The organism is Erythrobacter sp. F6033, assembly GCF_023016005.1.
In the GTDB taxonomy this organism is placed as follows: domain Bacteria; phylum Pseudomonadota; class Alphaproteobacteria; order Sphingomonadales; family Sphingomonadaceae; genus Erythrobacter.
Window position 1 is genome coordinate 406460 of record NZ_JALKAZ010000001.1, and the last position, 18962, is coordinate 425421.

Below are 18962 nucleotides of genomic sequence, written 5' to 3' on the forward strand. Positions count from 1 at the left end.
GCTTTGCAATTCAGCTCTTCGCTGGCTCTTCGCCCGCCGCCAGTTCAGACGCATTGCCCAGCACAAAGGTTTTTGCACCCTTCGCGCTCTCCATCGTCTGTAGCATCCGCAGCTGCGCGAGCTGCGGATTGTTCGCCAGATTGCGCGCCGCATTGGCGAGCGCGCGCAAAGATGCCTGTTCTGCTTTCGCGCGCTCCAGTCCTGCCAATCCTTCGCGGCGGGCACGCTCGACTTCGGTGAACATCTTGCGCACCTCGGGTGGCAATTGGATGGAGGTGATAGCGATCCGGTCCACCGTGGTCCCCGGCAAGACATCAGCAATCTGATCCTTCAATCCTTCAAGCGCGGCCTGAGGATTGGCGACGAATTCTTCCAGCGTCTTCGCCGAAACCGCCGCCATCACGGCATGGGCCAAAACGGGATTGAGTCGAGACAAGCGCATTTCGGGGCCGGGATAAAACTGAGCCATGTCCACCGCGACAGGCGCCGCGCCTTCATGAAAGGCGCGAGCATCGGTGATGGTGACAAGCGGGGCGAGCGTTAGCCTGAAGGCGAACTGATCCTTGCTGATCACATCAAACTGGTTTGGTGTGAGGGCGGTCGGCACCATCGAAACGCTGACGATCGTATCATTGCTTAGAGGATCGAACCGCCAGTAGGCTCCCGGTTCCAGAGTTTTGACAAAGGACTCGTTGGAATAGAGCAGGCCGGTATGGCCAAGATGCACAACGTGGCGATTGAGCATGGTGCGCAGCACCAGTCCTAAAACCGCGACAGCTGCTATCAGGCCGATAAAACTCCAGAACATTGCCCTACTTCCCCTCTTACAATCTTGTGGTGCATAGACTCCCTCGGCCGCCACAGCCGCGCGGCGGGGGCCCGAAGCCCGCAAAGCCGTTTGGCGGTTGCCGCTCGAGACGGCAGGCAGCAGAGGGAGCCCTTTCCAATGGATCGATTCTGAGTCGATTGCACCCGTCTGCTCGGGTATCCGCGCTTTATGTGTGACCTGTGGCCCGCGCCCGTATACCCTTAGGAGAGGAGTCGAACCTCTCGCGCTTTGCTTCCGTCGTGGCGTGCCCTAAGTCAAGCGAATATGGCGGACTGCGGAACCGAAACCGCGCGGCATGCGTAACTCTATCAAACCGCAAAGGAATATCATGCGCCGTCTGATCCTATCCAGCTTTACACTTACTGCGCTCGTCTGCACGCCTTCGCTTGCTCTTGCGCAGCAGGAAGAGCGGGACGGTGACCGGAATGACGAAACAAGCGCCGAAGCCGTCCAGGGCCAGCCCGATGCGACGCAAGATCGGGCTAGTGGCCCGCCCGAAGGTATTGGATCGGGCGGTCCGCCTCCCGGTGTATTTGCCGATAGCGTGTTTGATGAAACGTGGCTGACCGTGGGAGCAGGTGCGGGCCTTACGCCAAGCTATTCCGGGTCAGACGATTATGTTGTCATTCCGCTGCCGTTGATCGTCGGGCGTGTGGGCGGCATCGGAATTTCTCCCAATGGTCCAGGCTTCAACCTTGATGTCCTATCCCAAGCCTCTTCCGAAGGTCCGCCAGAGACCAGCCTATCATTCGGCCCAACATTCCGTATTCGCGGCGACCGCAATGGCCAGATCAAGGACCCTGTTGTGGAACTTGCTGGTGATCTCGACACCGCTCTCGAAGTTGGGGTTCAAGGCGGTGTGAGCTTCCCCGGAGTGCTGAACCGGTTTGACCGGGTCGCCATTTCAACTGCGGTGCGCTGGGATGTATTGGGCGCGCATGACGGGATGCTGATCGAGCCGGGCGTTTCGTATTTCACGCCTTTGGGGCGCGGCGCGGCCGTGCAGATCATCGGCAGCGTAAGTTTTGTCGACGACAGTTTTGCGGACTATTATTACTCGATCACCCCAGCGCAAAGCACGGCAACCGGCCTCCCGCAATTCACCGCCGAAGGCGGCCTGAACAGTTTCGGCACTACCGCGATTGCTACCGTCGATCTGGACGGTGACGTGCTGAATGGCGGGTTTAATATCTATATGGTCGGCGGGTTTTCGCGCTTAGTAGGCGATGCCGCAGATACGCCCTTCACCGCCGAGCGAGGCAGTGCAAGCCAGTTCATTGGCGGTATCGGTTTAGGGTATACGTTCTAGCAGGCGCTGGCCCTAATCTGAGGGCCGGTTTCCAAATCACTTCGCGAAGAACGCTTCGGTCAGTTCTGCCAGTTCGGCCTCTTCTTCGGGTGATAGCGGCTTGTTCTCCTGCGCTGCTATCCTCTACTCAGAATCATCCGGAAAATATTTGTCGAGCACTCGGTCCACTACATCGTCCAGTTCTCTGTCCAACTCTGGATCCTCCTGATTTTCGATCTCGGTTCGGATCGCAATCATCTTTGGTTGTAGCGTCGTAAACTTGCGAAATCCGGGTGATACTCGCGCTGCCCATTCGACGTCACCACGGTCCGCAGAGGAAAGCGATTTTATGGCTTTGTCGCCGACTTCGTCCTGAAAAGCCTCCACGTCTTCTTCGCTAACTTCGTCATCGTCAGCATACTCTTCCAGATCGATGCTCTCGATACTCGCGTCAATAATCGCCGTCTGTAACTTCCGAAAACTGTCAGTGCGAAAGATCGCCGAGACCTCTTTGGCTTCGGCTTCAGTAAGTTCAGCCCGAAAAAGGTCTACGAAACGAGTTCTCTCCAATTCCCATTCTTTTCGGGCCGATCGTAAGAGCGGGGGCTGCATTGCTTCGAGATAGTCGTCCAAAAACCCGGGACTCTCGCTTTCAATCTCCTGAACCCAATCGTCACGGGACAATTGGGTGCGCATTTCTTTGAGTACGCTATTGAGCCATTCGGCTTCATCAAAGCTCTCATTGATGGAGGCATAAAGGTCTTCATATGGATCGACGGGCGTTGGCTCTTGCGCAGAAACCGGCAGCGAAAGCACTGCGAGCAAAGCAGCAATCAGTGAAATCGCGGCAAGACGTATGTTCTTAAAAACCATGGGCCCCTCTGTATCTCTGACACAAGGATAGCGCAGCTTTCGCGTTGAAAGCAAAACGAAAAAGGGCCGCGCGGATTTTGTCCGCACGGCCCTTTCTAGGTTTTGTTAGTGAAGCGGGAGATCAATCCTCGCTATCGTCGTCCTTTGCTTTGGCGCCTTTTGCACCTTCTGCAAGCTGCGGACGGGTTCCGGGCATTTCAGCGCGGCGATCACCGGTCTTCAGATAGGTGTCGAACCATTCCATCATGCGCAGGTTAAAGTCGTAACGACCCGCAGCAAGGCGGTTGCCGTGGCCTTCGCCCGGATAGAAAACCAGACGTGCAGGCACGTCAGGCTTGCGCACTTTGAGCGAGCGATAGAGCTCCAGACTCTGACCCGGATCGACGCGGGTGTCTTCTTCACCATGCAGGATCAGGATCGGTGTATTCGATTTGTCGACGTGATAGATCGGCGAAACTTTAAGCATCGCAAGCCAATCGTCCCAAGGCCATTTGCGGCTGTGCACGTTGTACATCTCATACGGGATGTCGCCGGTTCCGAACTTCGATACCTGGTTTGAAATGCCGACTGACATCACAGCGGCTGCATACTCATCCGAGTAATACGTAGCGCCCCATGCGCTGGCATAGCCGCCATAGGAACCGCCAGTGATGCCGGTGCGGTCCCCATCAGTGATACCATCCGCCATCAAAGCTTTCTTCGCATCGACAATGTCGCGGAATTCAGGGTCTGTGTAGCGGCCCTGATGCTGTTTCGCGAAGTCGACGCCGTATCCGGTCGAACCGCGATAGTTTGGCAGGAATACAGCGTAGCCCTGACCTGCGGCAACTTGTCCTGGCTTCGAATAGGCGGTGTTCCAGCCATTGCTGTCATGCGCTTCAGGTCCGCCATGGACGTTCATGATGGTCGGAGCGCCGCCAGCCGGAACGCCGCCAACAGGCAGGATCAAAACGCCTTCGACCTGCTGACCATCGGTCGCGGTATAGGTGTAGGTGCGCTGCTCACCGAAATCGACTTCGGACAGCCACTCATTGTGGTTGGTCCAACGTTCAAACGCGCCGTTGTTCCAGACGAACAACTCGCTCGGGTGTTTCGGACTGTCAGCGCGAACGGCCAGCTTTCCGCCCGCGGATTCGACGCCTGTCAGGATAAGCGAACCCGGATCAATTTCTTCGTCCAGAGTACCATCAGCATTGTAGAAGCGCAGTTTCGACTGCGCACCGACGTCTACGGTCACCGCAAGACGGCCATCGGCCAACCACTCGGTATCGGTCGCCGCCTCGGCAGCGCCAGCATTCAAAGCGCGGAATGCGCCAGTAGCGGTGTCGACCAAATGCAGCGTTGTCGCCGCCGGGTCGTTCATATCAACGCCTGCGATCAATGAGAGCTGCGAACTGTCCGGCGAAATCTCGACATCGCCGATCTTACCCGGTGTCTCCACCACGGCGCTCACATTGCCTGACGCAAGATCGAGGATGTTCACGCGCTTGCTGGTGTAGCTGTCATCAACCAGCGGGCTTGGCGTGGTTTCAATCATTGCGAATGAACCGTCCGGCGCAATATCGAATGCGCTGACATAGCCCGGAATAGCGATCTCGCTCGGCTCTTCGTCGATTTCCATGCCAGCTTTGGCTGCGAACATACGAGCGGGCCGGAACTCTTCTTCGTAAATGCGCGCGTTAAAACCCGCCTTGCTTTGGGTCGTGCGCTGTTTGTCTTCGCCTGCGCCCGTAAGCATGTAGATCATGCTGCCATCGGGGCTGAATTTGTATGAGCGAACACCGGTGTCTTCGACAGCGGCCAGCTTGCGATAGGTGCCGCCGCCGACGGGAACACCCCATACTGCGCGGTCTTCTTTGCCTTTGGACCACAGGAATGTGACCATCGATCCGTCAGGCGAGAAGGCAACGCCGCCCGGGCTGATATCATCAGGCAGGTAAGCTTGCGCCGTATCGGGGCCAGTGGCGACTTTCAATTCGGACTGGAAACTGCCGTTTTTTTCGCCTTCGGTTACATCCGGCAGGCTCGATGTCGTGAAGGCGACGCGGGTGCCATCAGGAGAGATTGCCATTGCGCCAACGCTTTCCAGCTTGGCGACGTCTTCCGGCGTCATCGGGCGGGCCTGAGCGGTCGCGGCGAGCGATGCGCCAGCGAGAAGCGTTGCAGTGAATGCGAGCGGTCGTGCGATCTGTCTGATCATAAAATAATTGTCCCTGCTTGGTCGATTCTTGCGCGTATTCATAACGAACGGTGACTGTATGGCAAATGAAGCGTTTCCGCGATTTTGCCTGTCCTTGCCGCTTGTGCTTCGCCGACTTGCGCGTCATCAAGTGCGGCAAAGGGAGATGATACAAATGAAAGTCCTGAAGAAACTTGCGGTTCCCGCGATTGCCGCGCTTGCCATGCTTGGCACCTCGGCTTCAGCCGAGCGGATTGCGATCAGCGCGGGCAGCGTGATTGTGGATGCGAATAGCGAACCGACCGGCCCTGCCTTGATCATGATCGAAGACGGCAAAGTTGTTTCGATTTCGACGACGACTACCGATTTCGAAGCCGACGTTGTTATCGACCTTTCTGACAAGACGGTCCTTCCCGGCCTGATTGATCTCCACACACACCTTTCCGGCGACCCTTCAGGAGAGTTCTGGCGCGCGGCGACAAATCCGCCCGAATGGTACACGCTGATCGCGGCCAAGAATGCGCGGATCACGGCGCTCGCTGGTTTCACGACAGTTCGTGATCTTGGCTCGCGCACGGACCAGGTCACGCAAAGCCTACGCCGCGCCACGGAAAGCGGCGTGGTGGCCGGACCGCGCATCGTGACCAGCGCGCGGACAATCGCGATTGTTGGCGGCCACGGCGATACCAACGGGTTCAACAAGCATGTGAATGACGCGATCGGATCGGACTTTGCCTGCACTGGCCCGGTCGAGTGCTCTGAGAAAGTGCGCACCGCATCCAAATACGGCGCAGACCTGATCAAGATCACGGCGACCGGAGGCGTTCTTTCCCAACAAGGGCGCGGCCTTGAAGCGCATTTCACCGATGAAGAAATGAAATCGATTGTTGACACGGCTGAAACGCTCGGCCTGAAAGTCGCGGCACACGCACACGGTGCTCGCGGTATCGAAGCCGCTGCCCGCGCTGGCGTCCACACAATCGAGCATGGCACCTATATCGACGAAGCCGCAGCGCGCGCGATGAATGCCAATGGCACCACGCTTGTTCCGACGCTGATGGCGTTTGAGGGGATAAAGAAGAACCTTGGCAAAGGGTTTTACACGCCGGTGGTCGAGGACAAGATCCGCGCCGTTGCAACCTTCGCCGGAACCATTGTCGAGCGTGCGATCGAATATGATGTGAAGGTCGCATTTGGCACTGATGCAGGCGTTTTCCCGCATGGCGAGAATGCAGGCGAGTTCGCGCTGATGAAAGCGGGCGGGATGAGCGACCGTCAAGCGCTCGCCAGCGCAACCACAGTTGCCGCCGAAATCCTCGGCATGGAAAACGAGATTGGCCGCATCGCGCCCGGCTTCTCGGCAGACTTAATCGCGGTTGATAGCAACCCGCTGGCCGATGTTACGGTTCTGGAAGACGTCGATTTCGTTATGGTACGTGGCCGGGTGATCGAGTGAGCCTTTCGGCAACATTGGGGGCGCTTGCCTTGACGGTGAGCGCTCCTGAAAGTTGCGCCCGCGAACTGGTTGTTCTCGGCGCAGGGCAGGACGCTGGTGCGCCGCAGATCGGCAATGCGGATGATACGGGGCCGCGCCTGCTACCGTCTTCGATTGCGGTTATCGACCGTGAGAACGGCCAGCGTTTCCTGTTTGACGCTACTCCTGCGATCACCGAGCAATTGGTAGTGCTTGACCGGATTGAGCCTCCGAAAAACGGGCTGGGAATTGATGGCGTCTTTTTGACCCACGCTCATATCGGCCATTATCTGGGGCTCGCATATCTTGGGCGGGAAGCGGCCGGAGCGAGCAAAGTTCCGGTGTTCGCCATGCCGCGCATGGTCAAGTTTCTTCGGGAAAACGCGCCGTGGAGCCAGCTGCACACCCTCGACAACATTGCCGTTACCGAATTGGAGGCAGACGGACTTGCGCCGGTCTCAGACGTGTTCGGCGTTTTTCCGATCACTGTCCCGCACCGCGACGAGTTTTCCGAAACGGTCGGCTTCCTGATCATGACACCCGAAAAGCGCGCGCTCTATGTGCCCGATCTCGACAGTTGGGATGAGTTTGCGGAGGCTGGCGGCGGCACCCTTTCCGACCTGATTGGCGGGGTGGACTACGCCTTTATCGACGCAACATTCTGGGATGATAATGAGTTGAAGGGCCGTGATATGAGCGCGATCCCGCACCCACGCGTCACCGGCACGATGGATCGCTTAGCCGATCTGCCGGACAGTGAGCGGGCCAAGGTGCATTTTATCCACTACAACCACACCAATCCGATCCGCGAACCAGACAGCGCGGAAAGCAAAGAGGTGGCGGAGCGCGGTTTCAATATTGCGCGGCGCGGAATGCGGATGTGTCTGTCAGATTGAGGAGAGATATATGATCCGGAGTGCAATGATCGCGGCAAGCGTGCTGATGCTTGCAGGGTGCGGACAGGAGCCCAACGCATCAGTCGCCGACCGAATGTTGCCCGATCATGCCCCGCTTGAGGCAACAGGGGTCACCTCTATCCTCAATGCGGGCGTGACCGCGCGGCTGGGCGTTCAAAGCGAACCGGTCAAATTCCTGTTCGACCCGCTTTATGATGAACACTTTGGCACTTTGGAGCCGCTCGATGCCGCTCTGATTGAGCGGATCATTGCGGGCGCTGCGCCTTACGACAATGTCGATGCCGTGTTCGTGAGCCACGCCCATGGCGATCATTTCTCGCCCGCCGCTTTTAATCGTATGATGGCTGCGCAGTCCGAATTGCAGATTATCGCGCCAGTGCAAGCCATCGAGCAAATGCGCAGCGACGCCGGGTGGGACCCCGTTTTTGCCGCGCGCATCACCGAAATCTCGCTGGAGAATGGGGAGCAAGCTGAAGCATTCACAATCGCGGGCGCGAATGTAGAGGCGTTCCGTTCCCCTCACACCGGCTGGCCGGATCGCCACGCTGACGTTCACAATATCACTTACCGCGTGTCAGCGTCGACGGGCGCAGCCGCGTATCAGCGGATCATGCATTTCGGCGATGCCGATCCCGCGCGGTCGCATATGGGGCCGCACGGTGCGTTCTTATCATCAGCGCGCAGCGGCCTGGCCATCGTGCCCTATTGGCATTTCGGCACGGCCAACTCAGACAGGTTGATCGACGAGACGTTCAACGCAGAAAGCGCAGTTGGCATGCATGTGCCAGTGAGCGTGCCGGAATGGCTGGCGAAGACAGACCGCGCGTATTTTACCGAAGAAGGACAAGTCGCGGACGTCCCCGAAACGGAATGATTATCGCTGGGCCGGATCGCCGATTTCAACCAGGTTGATCGGTTCCGGTCGTTCGATCAGAGCGCGCGCTCTGTCCCATCCGCCGTGCAGCCAAAACTGCCGTGCACCTTCGTGATCGGGCAGGATCAGCGGCATGGCTTTGCATCCTGCCTCTCGCGCTGCGCTGCGCGCTTCCTGTGTCAGGATCGCGAAGCCGGGCACGTCCTCGTCCTTCCACACACCTGCCATCGCAAAGATCGGCTCGCCCTCTGGCGCAAACCAGTGTTTGAGCCTGCGCCCTTCGCAATCCGTGCCGCTGCCCCATAACATCACGGAGGTCGCTGGTATCAGACAGCGAAACTCGCTGTTGCGCAGATTGCCGATCCAGAACGGGCTATCGGCGTTCCGGACAGTGGCAATCCGCCTTGTGGGATCGTCCGAATTTGGGGGAGGGGCAACGCCCCACAATCGCGGCGTTATGCGCGGTTGGAGCCTCCCGCCCGAAGGCCGCGGCCCTGCAATGAATTCCCGTCCTGCTGTAATTACGGGCGCGAATTTGAGCGGCGCAACATAGCCGCCTGCCCATGGATCATCGCCAAGCCGCGCGCCAAAGCGCGAGGCAATCTGTGCGGAAGAACAATCAAGGCGGTAAAGCGAGGTCATTGTCGCGTGCCGCCATACATGGATCGTGTGGATGCGAACACTGGGATAAACGGGTCAAAAACCGGGCCAGCTTGCCTTTGTGAATACGAATGCCGCTTGAGTTTGTGTCAGCTCTTTGTCAACGTTGTCATAGTCATTGTCAGTTTATGCAGGCGATGGCTTGAGGGAGAGAGTGGATGCAAAATATACGCTTGCGATCAATCGCAATGCCGCTGGCTATGGCAGCAGTTCTGGTTTCATGCGGGGGCGGTTCTGCGGCTTCCGGCGGCGGCGCGATCAGTGCGCCAGCTCCCAGCCCGAGCCCTTCGCCCAGCCCGACGCCAACGCCAACACCGACACCCACTCCAACACCGTCCCAATCTCTTCTTACGCAGGCCGATGCGCGGATCGGCGCTTGCGTAAATATGGCTAACCATCTGGAAGCCAATCCGACCGAAGGCGATTGGGGCCGCGCTATCAACAACACCGATTTCGCCGATATCGCGGCGGTCGGTTTCGAAACAATCCGCCTGCCCGTGCGCTGGTCGAACAAGGCATCTGCTACGCCGCCTTACACAATCGATGCAGCTTGGATGCAGCGTGTTGAAGACGTGGTCGGACAGGCACGCGCTGCTGGCCTTCGGGTGATACTAAACGACCATCACTACGACGCGATCTTTGAAAACCCCGATGCGGAAAAAGAGCGCTTTGCCGCGATCTGGAAACAGGTGGCTGAGCGTTTTCAGGGAGCGGACGATATGGTCTGGTTCGAGCTGCTCAATGAGCCGCACAACCAGATCACGGATGCAAACCTGCTGTCCATTCTCGAGCCTGCATTGGCGGAAGTCCGCGCGACCAACCCGACGCGGCCCGTTGTCGTCGGCGGTCAGAATTATAGCGGGATCAACTCATTGGCGACTTTGCCTTTGCCCAACGATCCGTATCTGATTGCGACGTTCCATTTCTACGATCCGTTCCCGTTCACCCACCAAGGGGCTCCGTGGGTAACGCCCGTTCAGCCGGTAGGCGCAACCTATGGCAGCGCAGCGGATCAGCAGGAACTGGAAGGTGCGGTGCAAAAGGCGCGCGACTTCATGACGTCTACCGGGAGGCCTGTGTTTTTGGGCGAATACGGTGCGTATGATCCGATCCCGATGGATCAACGTGTCAGCTACTACAGCGCCGTTTCGACAGCATTCCGCGGCGCTGACGTAGACGGATGTATCTGGGGTTACACGAACAGCTTCGCATTCCGCGATCAGAACACCGGAGTGTGGCATCAGCAATTGCTCGACGCGATTGGACTGTGACGCAATTCTTGTAACCAATCGCGCGTTTGCAGCGTATACGTCCTATCTTCGGGGAAGAATTAGGGACATCGAAAATGGATTTCACGTTTAAACGCACGGCGCATATTGTTGCGGCACTGCTCATCATCGCCGCTGTAACGCAGGCGATTTACACCGCGCTTTATATTGCAGAAGCGGATGTTCCGCGTCAGCTTCTTTGGGGCCTCGAAGGTTTTCTGTTTGTTGTCTTGGCCGCTTTTGCAGGCTCAGCCATGGTGCAGGCGAAAAGCCAGCATCTGGGCTGGGCGGCAATTGCATTCGCCGCCGTTCTCAATGTCGTTCAAGTCGGTGTGGGCCTAACTATGTTCGGCCCGTTCTTCGAAGCGGCTGGCGAAGTCGAAGCACTGGCACCGGCCGCCAGTGCGGTCGTCGCATTCTCCTTCATGGTCTATAATGCGGCGAAGGTGCTGCTGGCTCTCGCTGCCATCGTATTTGGCCTCGCCAAGCTGAATGATGGCGCAAAGGCTCTAGGCGGATTGACCGCTCTGGTCGGCGCGGTGGCCTTTGTTACCAACGCGCTGTCTATGGCGCTGGGCCGCGAATTTTCGGGCGAGCTTCCGCTAGCGGGCGGATCGGGCGTGCTGGCGACGGTGCTACTGGCGCTGTGTTTGTTGAGCGCGGTGAAGGACGACTGATCCGGTTTCCAAGCCATACTTTGAATTGAGCGGGGCGCGTGAAGGAACAGGCTTCACGCGCCCTTTTCTTTTGGTAACTTGGCTCGCGCTAACCAATTACCGATATCTGCAGTGCGCCGATTTGCCTTACCCCCTAAATCCCGCCAACATGCGGGGATGAATACAGTAAAGATAGTTGCGCTGGTCTTGGCCGTATGGATCGCTGCGCCCGCAATCGGCCAGGAACAAGCTAGCCAAGCGGTAGACACAGCACAGAGTGACGACGTGACACAGCTCGTCCAAGAAAATCAGGAGTTGCGAAATCAAGCGGCGATTGCAGATTTGCGCGCTGATCTGCTTGCCGAGCAATCGTCTTGGTTTGAGATTTGGACTGCGGTCTTGATGGGCGGGTTCAGTCTCGTCGTTACGGTCGTGATTATCTATTTCGCCTTCAAGTTCGGATCACAGGCCGTTGAAGAAGCGAAGACTGCAGCGGTTTCCGCCGCGACGGCGGCTCTCGACGCGGAGCAAAAAGACGTCCGCAAATTGCTGGACGATGCCAAGTCTGCAGTGGCCGAGATCAGGAAAGATCAAAAATCGATCAAGGAATACACCGAAGGCCTCGTCGCCGGGCAGGCCCCAGCCGATGAAGAGCAGCGTAAAAGCTTAAGGGATATCGCAAGGGAGGCCCTGGCGAAACCGCGCCGCGAACGCAGCATAGATGAATATCGGGCGCTGATAACGGTCGCCTTTATGGATAAGGATTGGCAGGCGATGGAACGCCGTGCGATCGCAATGGAGGCTTTATTCGAAGGCGAAAGTTCGGACAAAGACATGATGTTCGCCGCTTTCAACCGTGCCTATGCGCTGGGTGAATTGGGTAGGAATGAAGAGGCCATTGCCGCGTATGATGCGGTGATGGATCGTTTTGGCGAGAGCGAAGATTCCGCGCTGCAAGAACAGGTGGCAATCGCGCTATTCAACAAAGGTGCTTCGCTGGGCGCTTTGAACCGCTCCAAAGAGGCCATTGCCGTTTATGATGCGGTGATGGATCGGTATAGCGAGAGCGATGATCCTGCGCTGCAAAAGCAGGTGGCAATGGCGCTATCCAATAAAGGTGTTCGGCTGGGCGCTTTGAACCGTTCCGAAGAGGAGTTCTCCGTTTATGATGCGGTGGTGGATCGTTTCGGCGAGAGCGATGATCCTGCGCTGCAAGAAGAGGTGGCAATCGCGCTATTCAACAAAGGTGCTTCGCTGGGCGCGTTGAACCGCTCCAAAGAGGCCATTGCCGTTTATGATGCGGTGGTGGATCGTTTCGGCGAGAGCGATGATCCTGCGCTGCAAAGGAAGGTGGCAATAGCGCTATCCAATAAAGGTGTTCGGCTGGGCGCGTTGAACCGCTCCAAAGAGGCCATTGCCGTTTATGATGCAGTGATGGATCGGTATGGCGAGAACGATGATCCTACACTGCAAAAACAGGTTGCAATGGCGCTAGTCAATAAAGGTGTTGTGCTGACTACTTTGAACCGTTCCGAAGAAGCCGTTGCCGTGTATGATGTGGTGGTGGATCGTTTCGGCGAGAGCGATGATCCTGCCCCGCTAGAACACGTAGCAATGGCGCTGTTCAACAAAGCTTGCGCATTCGCCCTGCAAGACAAGGTGACAGCCACGATTGAGGCGCTTACGCATTGGCGTGATCACAGCGGCAGCCTCGATTGCGAAAAAATCGCCAACGATACCGACTTCGACAAAATCCGTGATCGCCCGACTTTCCGCAAATTCCTGAAAGACAATGGCTGCGACCCTGATGCTAAATCCGACGCTGGACCTAATCCGGATTAACGCCTAAACAATCGCCATCCCCGGGGAGCCAGCTATGGCTGAGAGGGGCGGGATAAGCACCGCCTGACCCGTTGAACCTGAACCGACTAACATCGGCGGAGGGAGCGGCTGGCTCAATCGACACGCCAGAAGTCCGCGCTCCGCCTCTAGGAGAGACTTCGCATGGCCGACATCAATTCACCTGTAGAAATCGGCGTAACCACCGGGCCCATTCGTGGCAGCCGCAAGGTTTATGTCGGCGCGCGTACTGGCAGCGGCATTCGCGTGGCAATGCGCGAGATCGACCTCGAAGGCGGCGAACCGAGCGTGCGCGTTTACGACACCTCCGGCCCCTACACCGATCCGGAAGCCAATATCGATATCAACGCCGGTCTCGGCGGCCTGCGCAGCGACTGGATCAAGGCGCGCGGCGATGTCGAGGAATATGATGGCCGCGAAGTAAAGCCCGAAGACAACGGCCAGCTTGGGCCGGACCGTTCCGGCGGCGTCCCGCAATTCCCCAACACGATCAAACGCCCACTGCGCGCCAAAGCGGGCATGAACGTTTCGCAAATGCACTATGCCCGCAAAGGCATCATCACGCCTGAGATGGAATATGTCGCCGAGCGCGAAAATCTGGGCCGCGAACTGGCGAAGGATTTCGTGCGCAGCGGCGAAAGCTTTGGCGCGGCGATCCCTGACGTGATCACGCCCGAATTCGTGCGGGACGAGATTGCGCGCGGCCGTGCGATCATCCCGAACAATATCAACCACCCAGAAAGCGAACCGATGGCGATCGGGCGCAATTTCCTGGTCAAGATCAACGCTAATATCGGCAACAGCGCGGTCGCTTCCGATGTCGCGGCAGAAGTCGACAAGATGGTTTGGGCGACACGGTGGGGAGCGGATACGATCATGGATCTATCCACGGGCCGCAACATTCACGACACCCGCGAATGGATCATCCGCAATTCCGCCGTGCCGGTTGGCACCGTGCCGATTTATCAGGCGCTGGAGAAAGTGGGCGGCGTTGCCGAAGACCTTACTTGGGACATCTTCCGCGACACTTTGATCGAGCAAGCCGAGCAGGGCGTCGATTACTTCACCATCCACGCAGGGGTGCGCCTTGCCTATGTCCCGATGGCGGCCAAGCGCGTCACAGGCATCGTTTCACGCGGCGGCTCTATCATGGCGAAATGGTGCCTCGCGCATCACAAGGAATCGTTCCTCTACGAACATTTCGACGACATCACCGAGATTATGAAGGCGTATGACATCGCCTACTCGCTCGGCGATGGTCTGCGCCCGGGCTCCATCGCGGATGCCAATGACGAAGCGCAATTTTCCGAGCTTTACACTCTTGGTGAGCTGACCCACCGCGCGTGGGAGCAGGACGTGCAGGTTATGATCGAGGGGCCGGGCCACGTGCCCATGCACAAGATCAAAGAGAACATGGATAAACAGCTGCAGGTTTGCGGTGAGGCTCCGTTCTACACACTCGGCCCGCTCGTCACCGATATTGCGCCGGGATATGACCACATCACCAGCGGCATCGGCGCGGCGCAGATCGGCTGGTATGGCACAGCGATGCTTTGTTACGTCACGCCGAAGGAGCACCTTGGCCTGCCCGACCGTGACGATGTGAAGGTCGGCGTTGTGACATACAAACTCGCTGCACACGCTGCCGACCTCGCGAAGGGTCACCCCGCCGCTCAGGTCCGCGATGATGCGCTGTCAAAAGCACGCTTTGAATTCCGCTGGCGCGACCAGTTCAACCTGTCGCTCGACCCCGAAACGGCGGAGGAATTCCACGACCAGACCCTGCCAGCAGAGGGCGCAAAGACCGCGCATTTCTGTTCTATGTGCGGGCCGAAATTCTGCTCCATGCAGATCAGTCAGGAAGTGCGGGACTTTGCCGCGAAGCAAAACGAAAGCCCCGAGAGCTTCCTAGCCTCAGAGAAACTGGGCGCGGATACCGCCGAAGCCAGCCGCCAAGCCGCGATCAAGGGCATGGAAGAGATGAGCGAGAAGTATAAGGATATGGGGCAGAAGCTGTATCTGCCCGAAGACTAAGCGTGAAGGCTTTCATCAAAATGATCGTTGCTGCGGGGGCGTTGCTTTTGGGCAATGCCTCCGCGCAGTCCAATGAAGGCCCCACCTACACCGATACTTTGCCCGCTAAACCCCATGAAATCACCCGCACATTTCTAGTCGATCACACGGCGTGGAACGCCTATGCCCATGCTCATTACAATGAAACAAAGGACCTTAGCGGCCCCGAAGCGGCATATCGCCGCCTCATCAATCTGTATTGCGGGCCGGGTAAACAGCACCAAGGCATAACCTTCGGCAACGATCCCGATTTCGACCCAGAACGTTCGGAGATTGTGTTTGAAAAGTTCGAGGACGGCGAATGGATCATCCATCTGCGCCACACTGGCCAATTCGATTTCGTTGCCGAATACAATTTTGTATTCAAACGCAAAGGCGATGCGTGGCGGCTCGACGAAGTGTATTACTATGATGACTACGGCAAGGAGTGGCTGCCAAGGTTGTGACGGCAGGTTTGCACTGATGGTGCTTAGCTAGCAGTATACGGATACGAGTGAGAAGCCGCACTGCTGGGAGAAATGCTCGCGCGCGATAACTCCGCATGCCGTGAGTTGGAGGCGCAGGCGCATTTAAAAAAGGGCGGCACAATGCCGCCCTTTTTTAACCGTTCTTCATATTCTCCAGCCCTTTGATCGCTCCAGGCTTCTGGCTCGGCTGAGAGGCGTTGGTTTTGATCTTTTCCTTTTTGGGTTTGCGGGCTTCGCGGCTCTTCTTTTGTTGACCTTTGGCCATCATATTTTCCAATCAGAGCGGAATGCCCCATGCCTTAGATGGGATCGCGAAAAATAATATCAAAACATATCGCTGAAATGAACAAATAATAGGCTCAGCCGTGTTGAATTGTTGGAGATAATGCCCATTTAAAGTTCAGCTACCAGTCGAGATCGACGGTCTTGAATACTGTAAATGTATTCCCCCTTTCTTTTCCGCCTCTTAGCGCCGTGCACAAACGGTCGCTTCTGTCCGTCTGCACGTGATAAAAGGAATTTTTATCATGGCTCACTCAGGAAAAATCAAATCATACGATGCCGCCAAGGGACATGGCATGATCACACCCGAAAAGGGCGGTGATGCTCTGTCGTTCCAAAAATCCGGCCTGCAACAACAGGCTCAGGAGCCAAAGGTTGGCGAGCACTACAATTATGAAACGAAGCAGGTCGATGGCGGAAAGCCCGTGGCCGTGAGCTTGCAACACGAGCAAGGTCAGAAAGAACAGGCCAGTAGCCAGCAAGGCTAAGGCTGCACTTGCCGGAGGCGTATCCCTCGCGTCTCCGGCTTGGCCTTCTCTCATCTAACCTGATCGGAGCCGACAATGGACCTTAATGAACTGTTGCACGCGCACCAGCTGGCCGCGATCCGCGCGCACGCCGCCAATAGTGTGGATGAACGGCAAAACCATTTCGAGACAATCGCGCTCTATGCGAGACGCATTCGCCTGCTCCGTAAAGAGGGCGGCACGCCGGAAAGCGAAGCCCCCTTTGTCTATGGCGAAGCGCCACACCGGTGATACCGGTTCCACCACGACGACAGCTTTGAATTCACAGGTTGCGGCGATGCGTCGCTACCCTGGCTGTGAGTTGCGTGCAGGTTTGCGGCTAATAAACCAGAAGACTAAGGTATAGCGCAGACACTGCATTCGCTGCGAAACTTGGGGGGACCATTATGACTTTGACCAGAACCACGGCCTTGGGGCTGGGCGCGATTGCCGCTTTGTTTGCCGCATCTCTTGCTGCGCCTTCACCCGCAGCCGCGCTGACTAAGGAGAAGGTCAATGTCATCGGCGTGCCCGACGATATGGAGCGCATCAAAGGCACCAAATGCGTCTTTGCCGGGGTGTGTTTTAGCAAGAAAGCGAACGCGTTCACCTATGATCCGGGCGTGTGGGGTATGGCCAAATTTCGCGAGGGCGAGGTCACCCTGCGCGATGGCACCGTGCTCACCGGACGGGTCGCCACGCTCAGCCTTGCGGCGGATTGGGAGTTTGTGAAACGCGTCCTGCTGGTCATTCCCGAAGGCGAGGTGGATGCGATCTTTATCGGGTCGGACGACGCGGTGCTGATCAAACAGCAGGTCAAAAAGGGCGAGCGCGTGTTTGACCGCTATGACGGCGCATATCTACAGCGGCTGGTATCGGGCGAGATGCGCCTGTCCTACAACCCCGCAGCGGGCACATCGCGGCCCATATCGGACTTTGTGCCGGTCTCTCTGCTCAGCAATATGGCGGGCGCGGCGGGCCGGCAAGCGGTGATGTCTTCGCTCAAAGACGGCAAGACAGTCTCGCAAAGCCTTGAATCGGGCCGCAGCTTCGGCAGCGCAGTCTCAGACGCGATCGGCAGCATCGAGATCACCGAAAAGGAATACCTCCTCTACGACGAAAGCGCCGATGCGATGAGTGTCGTGACCAAGGCGAACTACGAAAGCGCAATGGCCCGCCTGTTTGACAGCTGCACAGCCGCCGATGCCAAAACGCGCAAGGGCTTTCGCAAGTTCAAGAAGATTGTTGAAGCGGTAGAGTTCCACAACGCCCGGTGTTGAGGAGCAATGAGGGCTCATGGCTGACGGCATAAAGCGTGTATCGTATGCCCTCGCGGGGTTTGCCATCAGCGCCGCATTGAGCGGCTGCGCTGCGACACCACGCGGCGGGCAAGACTGGCAGCTGGCTGCTGAGCATTTCGTGGCAGGCGAAGCGGAGTCTCCGATGGTTTTTACCCGCAAAGACGCATCGCGGTGCGTTGGCCGGTGGAGGTTGCATGCCGATGCGGTGGATGACGGTGCTTTCCCGCTCAGCGCCCATGAAGTGTTTCCCTATGCGCTGCGTTTGAACGGAGCGATCGGTGCTGCCGAGTTCTTCACAATGGATGTTTCGATCCCGGCCTTGATCCGTGAAGCCTCCGATGAAGCGGAACAGCTCTTGCGCAGCGCATTGAACGGCGACCGCCAAGCGTTCCGGCAGTATTTCGAAGCTTTGGGCAAGTGCTCGACGAAACCGGGTGCGGTGCGCGATACTGGCCGCGATGCGACGGATGAGGCGGCCGAGGGTCCTGCAAGCTAAGGCGCAGCATTCGCTATTCACTTGCGATTAACGCGGCAATCAACACATGGCCTTCGCGCGCTGACAGGCGGCGCGCATCCAATTTTAAGGGGGGCAATTTTGCTACAATCTCAATCTATTCGTTCCGTACTTCTCGTATCAACCCTATCACTGGGCCTTGCTGCTTGTGACAGCGCGCAAGACTTGGCAGGCGATCTCGCCAATGCAGCCGGTGCCGGCGAGATGAACATCGCAGACGGTCATGACGTGTGCTTCCAGGCGGCAAAGGACAAGTTGGACGCGGATACCAAAGTGTCCGAAATCACCACGATGTTCAGCGCCGGAACCGACGTTGATGCGGACGAGACCCTCGAAGCGGGCGGCGTAGAGGTGTGCAACATCTTCTATCAGGATCCCGAAGACCCCCGCAAACTGGTGGGCATTTCCTACAACGGATACACCAAGATGTTCAGCGGCCCGGACCCCGTGGAAATGTCCGTTTCCGGCGATCCCGAAGACTTCAATCTGGACGATTACCTGATCCCGCTATCCGAAGTGGACCCGGCACCCCTCGCGCAATTTATGGCCGACAACAAAGCCGCGCTGGATGCGAAATTCAGCGCCCACGCATGGACCACCGTGTCATTCGAAGGCGTCGGTTCATCATTCCAGTACCGCGTCGGCTATGAAGGCCGCCTGAAATCGAACGACATTCAGGATGACGGTTTCGCGATCCTCGCGGCTGACGGAACAACCGTCGTCGACAACAACCTGTTCGACTAAAACCGGTTCGCTTTCTTCCGTGCCCGTTTTGGGGTGCGGTTGAATCGAACATACACTGCGCCCGCCATAGGAGATGATCCTATCGGCGGGCGTTGGTGTTTTTGGGACAGGCGCAATCGCTGCGAAACCACCGAAGTTAGACGCCAAGCTGCGACCAAGGATATGGAAGAGATGAGCGAGAAGTATAAAATTGTCGT

At 57.5% G+C, this 18962-nt stretch carries 20 protein-coding genes and 1 riboswitch; of the genes, 14 read left to right on the forward strand and 6 right to left on the reverse strand.

Going from position 1 to position 18962, the window contains the following annotated elements:
- Positions 1-10: 10 nt before the first annotated feature.
- Positions 11-808, reverse strand: coding sequence for an SPFH domain-containing protein (locus tag MWU39_RS01985; protein WP_247158298.1), 798 nt, complete (start codon positions 806-808; stop codon positions 11-13).
- A 316-nt stretch (positions 809-1124) separates the two neighbouring features.
- Between MWU39_RS01985 and MWU39_RS01990 the strand changes: the two genes are divergently transcribed.
- Positions 1125-2138 carry a MipA/OmpV family protein gene (locus MWU39_RS01990; protein WP_247158299.1) on the forward strand — a complete coding sequence of 338 codons (1014 nt, stop codon included), beginning with the start codon at positions 1125-1127 and terminating at the stop codon, positions 2136-2138.
- A gap of 123 nt (positions 2139-2261) precedes the next feature.
- Here MWU39_RS01990 and MWU39_RS01995 read toward each other — a convergent pair whose 3' ends face one another.
- On the reverse strand, positions 2262-2990 hold the full coding sequence (locus MWU39_RS01995) for a hypothetical protein (protein WP_247158300.1): 729 nt from the start codon (positions 2988-2990) through the stop codon (positions 2262-2264).
- Positions 2991-3111: 121 nt separating this feature from the next.
- A complete protein-coding gene (locus tag MWU39_RS02000) occupies positions 3112-5190 on the reverse strand; it encodes a S9 family peptidase (RefSeq protein ID WP_247158301.1) in 2079 nt (692 codons plus the stop codon).
- Positions 5191-5344: 154 nt separating this feature from the next.
- Between MWU39_RS02000 and MWU39_RS02005 the strand changes: the two genes are divergently transcribed.
- Genes MWU39_RS02005 through MWU39_RS02015 form a run of 3 tightly spaced genes read left to right on the forward strand, consistent with a single transcriptional unit; the run spans position 5345 to position 8434 of the window.
- The gene (locus tag MWU39_RS02005; RefSeq protein ID WP_247158302.1) at positions 5345-6625 is read left to right on the forward strand and encodes an amidohydrolase family protein; all 1281 of its coding nucleotides are present in this window, start codon (positions 5345-5347) and stop codon (positions 6623-6625) included.
- Positions 6622-7539 (forward strand): MBL fold metallo-hydrolase, encoded by a 918-nt coding sequence (locus tag MWU39_RS02010; protein ID WP_247158303.1) that lies wholly within the window; start codon positions 6622-6624, stop codon positions 7537-7539. Before MWU39_RS02005 ends, MWU39_RS02010 begins: the two co-directional genes overlap by 4 nt.
- A 10-nt stretch (positions 7540-7549) precedes the next feature.
- Positions 7550-8434 (forward strand): MBL fold metallo-hydrolase, encoded by an 885-nt coding sequence (locus tag MWU39_RS02015; RefSeq protein ID WP_247158304.1) that lies wholly within the window; start codon positions 7550-7552, stop codon positions 8432-8434.
- On the opposite strand, the gene MWU39_RS02020 is transcribed toward MWU39_RS02015, so the two are convergent.
- Both MWU39_RS02020 and MWU39_RS02025 read right to left on the reverse strand, forming a co-directional pair.
- Entirely contained in the window at positions 8435-9076 is a 642-nt protein-coding gene (locus MWU39_RS02020; RefSeq protein ID WP_247158305.1) for an SOS response-associated peptidase family protein, read from the reverse strand.
- A gap of 139 nt (positions 9077-9215) precedes the next feature.
- Positions 9216-9419, reverse strand: coding sequence for a hypothetical protein (locus MWU39_RS02025; RefSeq protein WP_247158306.1), 204 nt, complete (start codon positions 9417-9419; stop codon positions 9216-9218).
- A 61-nt stretch (positions 9420-9480) separates the two neighbouring features.
- On the opposite strand from MWU39_RS02025, the gene MWU39_RS02030 reads away from it, so the two are divergent.
- From MWU39_RS02030 to MWU39_RS02050, 5 genes are all read left to right on the forward strand, one after another.
- Entirely contained in the window at positions 9481-10365 is an 885-nt protein-coding gene (locus tag MWU39_RS02030; RefSeq protein WP_247158307.1) for a glycoside hydrolase family 5 protein, read from the forward strand.
- 74 nt (positions 10366-10439) lie between these two features.
- Positions 10440-11039 carry a thiamine biosynthesis protein ThiC gene (locus MWU39_RS02035; RefSeq protein ID WP_247158308.1) on the forward strand — a complete coding sequence of 200 codons (600 nt, stop codon included), beginning with the start codon at positions 10440-10442 and terminating at the stop codon, positions 11037-11039.
- Positions 11040-11195: 156 nt separating this feature from the next.
- Complete coding sequence (locus MWU39_RS02040; RefSeq protein ID WP_247158309.1) at positions 11196-12860, forward strand: tetratricopeptide repeat protein; 1665 nt, start codon at positions 11196-11198, stop codon at positions 12858-12860.
- 11 nt (positions 12861-12871) lie between these two features.
- Positions 12872-12981: riboswitch (TPP riboswitch) on the forward strand.
- Between the two features lie 41 nt (positions 12982-13022).
- Positions 13023-14912, forward strand: a complete 1890-nt coding sequence (thiC, locus tag MWU39_RS02045; RefSeq protein WP_247158310.1) for a phosphomethylpyrimidine synthase ThiC — start codon at positions 13023-13025, stop codon at positions 14910-14912.
- A 20-nt stretch (positions 14913-14932) separates the two neighbouring features.
- Entirely contained in the window at positions 14933-15397 is a 465-nt protein-coding gene (locus MWU39_RS02050) for a hypothetical protein (protein ID WP_247158311.1), read from the forward strand.
- 154 nt (positions 15398-15551) lie between these two features.
- Here the strand turns inward: MWU39_RS02050 and MWU39_RS14515 are convergent, their stop codons facing one another.
- Entirely contained in the window at positions 15552-15683 is a 132-nt protein-coding gene (locus tag MWU39_RS14515; protein ID WP_281501052.1) for a hypothetical protein, read from the reverse strand.
- Between the two features lie 262 nt (positions 15684-15945).
- On the opposite strand from MWU39_RS14515, the gene MWU39_RS02055 reads away from it, so the two are divergent.
- From MWU39_RS02055 to MWU39_RS02075, 5 genes are all read left to right on the forward strand, one after another.
- The gene (locus MWU39_RS02055; RefSeq protein WP_247158312.1) at positions 15946-16188 is read left to right on the forward strand and encodes a cold shock domain-containing protein; all 243 of its coding nucleotides are present in this window, start codon (positions 15946-15948) and stop codon (positions 16186-16188) included.
- Positions 16189-16263: 75 nt separating this feature from the next.
- The gene (locus MWU39_RS02060; protein ID WP_247158313.1) at positions 16264-16458 is read left to right on the forward strand and encodes a hypothetical protein; all 195 of its coding nucleotides are present in this window, start codon (positions 16264-16266) and stop codon (positions 16456-16458) included.
- A gap of 155 nt (positions 16459-16613) precedes the next feature.
- Complete coding sequence (locus MWU39_RS02065; protein WP_247158314.1) at positions 16614-17486, forward strand: hypothetical protein; 873 nt, start codon at positions 16614-16616, stop codon at positions 17484-17486.
- A 16-nt stretch (positions 17487-17502) separates the two neighbouring features.
- Complete coding sequence (locus tag MWU39_RS02070) at positions 17503-18003, forward strand: hypothetical protein (protein ID WP_247158315.1); 501 nt, start codon at positions 17503-17505, stop codon at positions 18001-18003.
- Positions 18004-18102: 99 nt separating this feature from the next.
- The gene (locus MWU39_RS02075; protein WP_247158316.1) at positions 18103-18765 is read left to right on the forward strand and encodes a hypothetical protein; all 663 of its coding nucleotides are present in this window, start codon (positions 18103-18105) and stop codon (positions 18763-18765) included.
- Positions 18766-18962 lie beyond the last annotated feature (197 nt).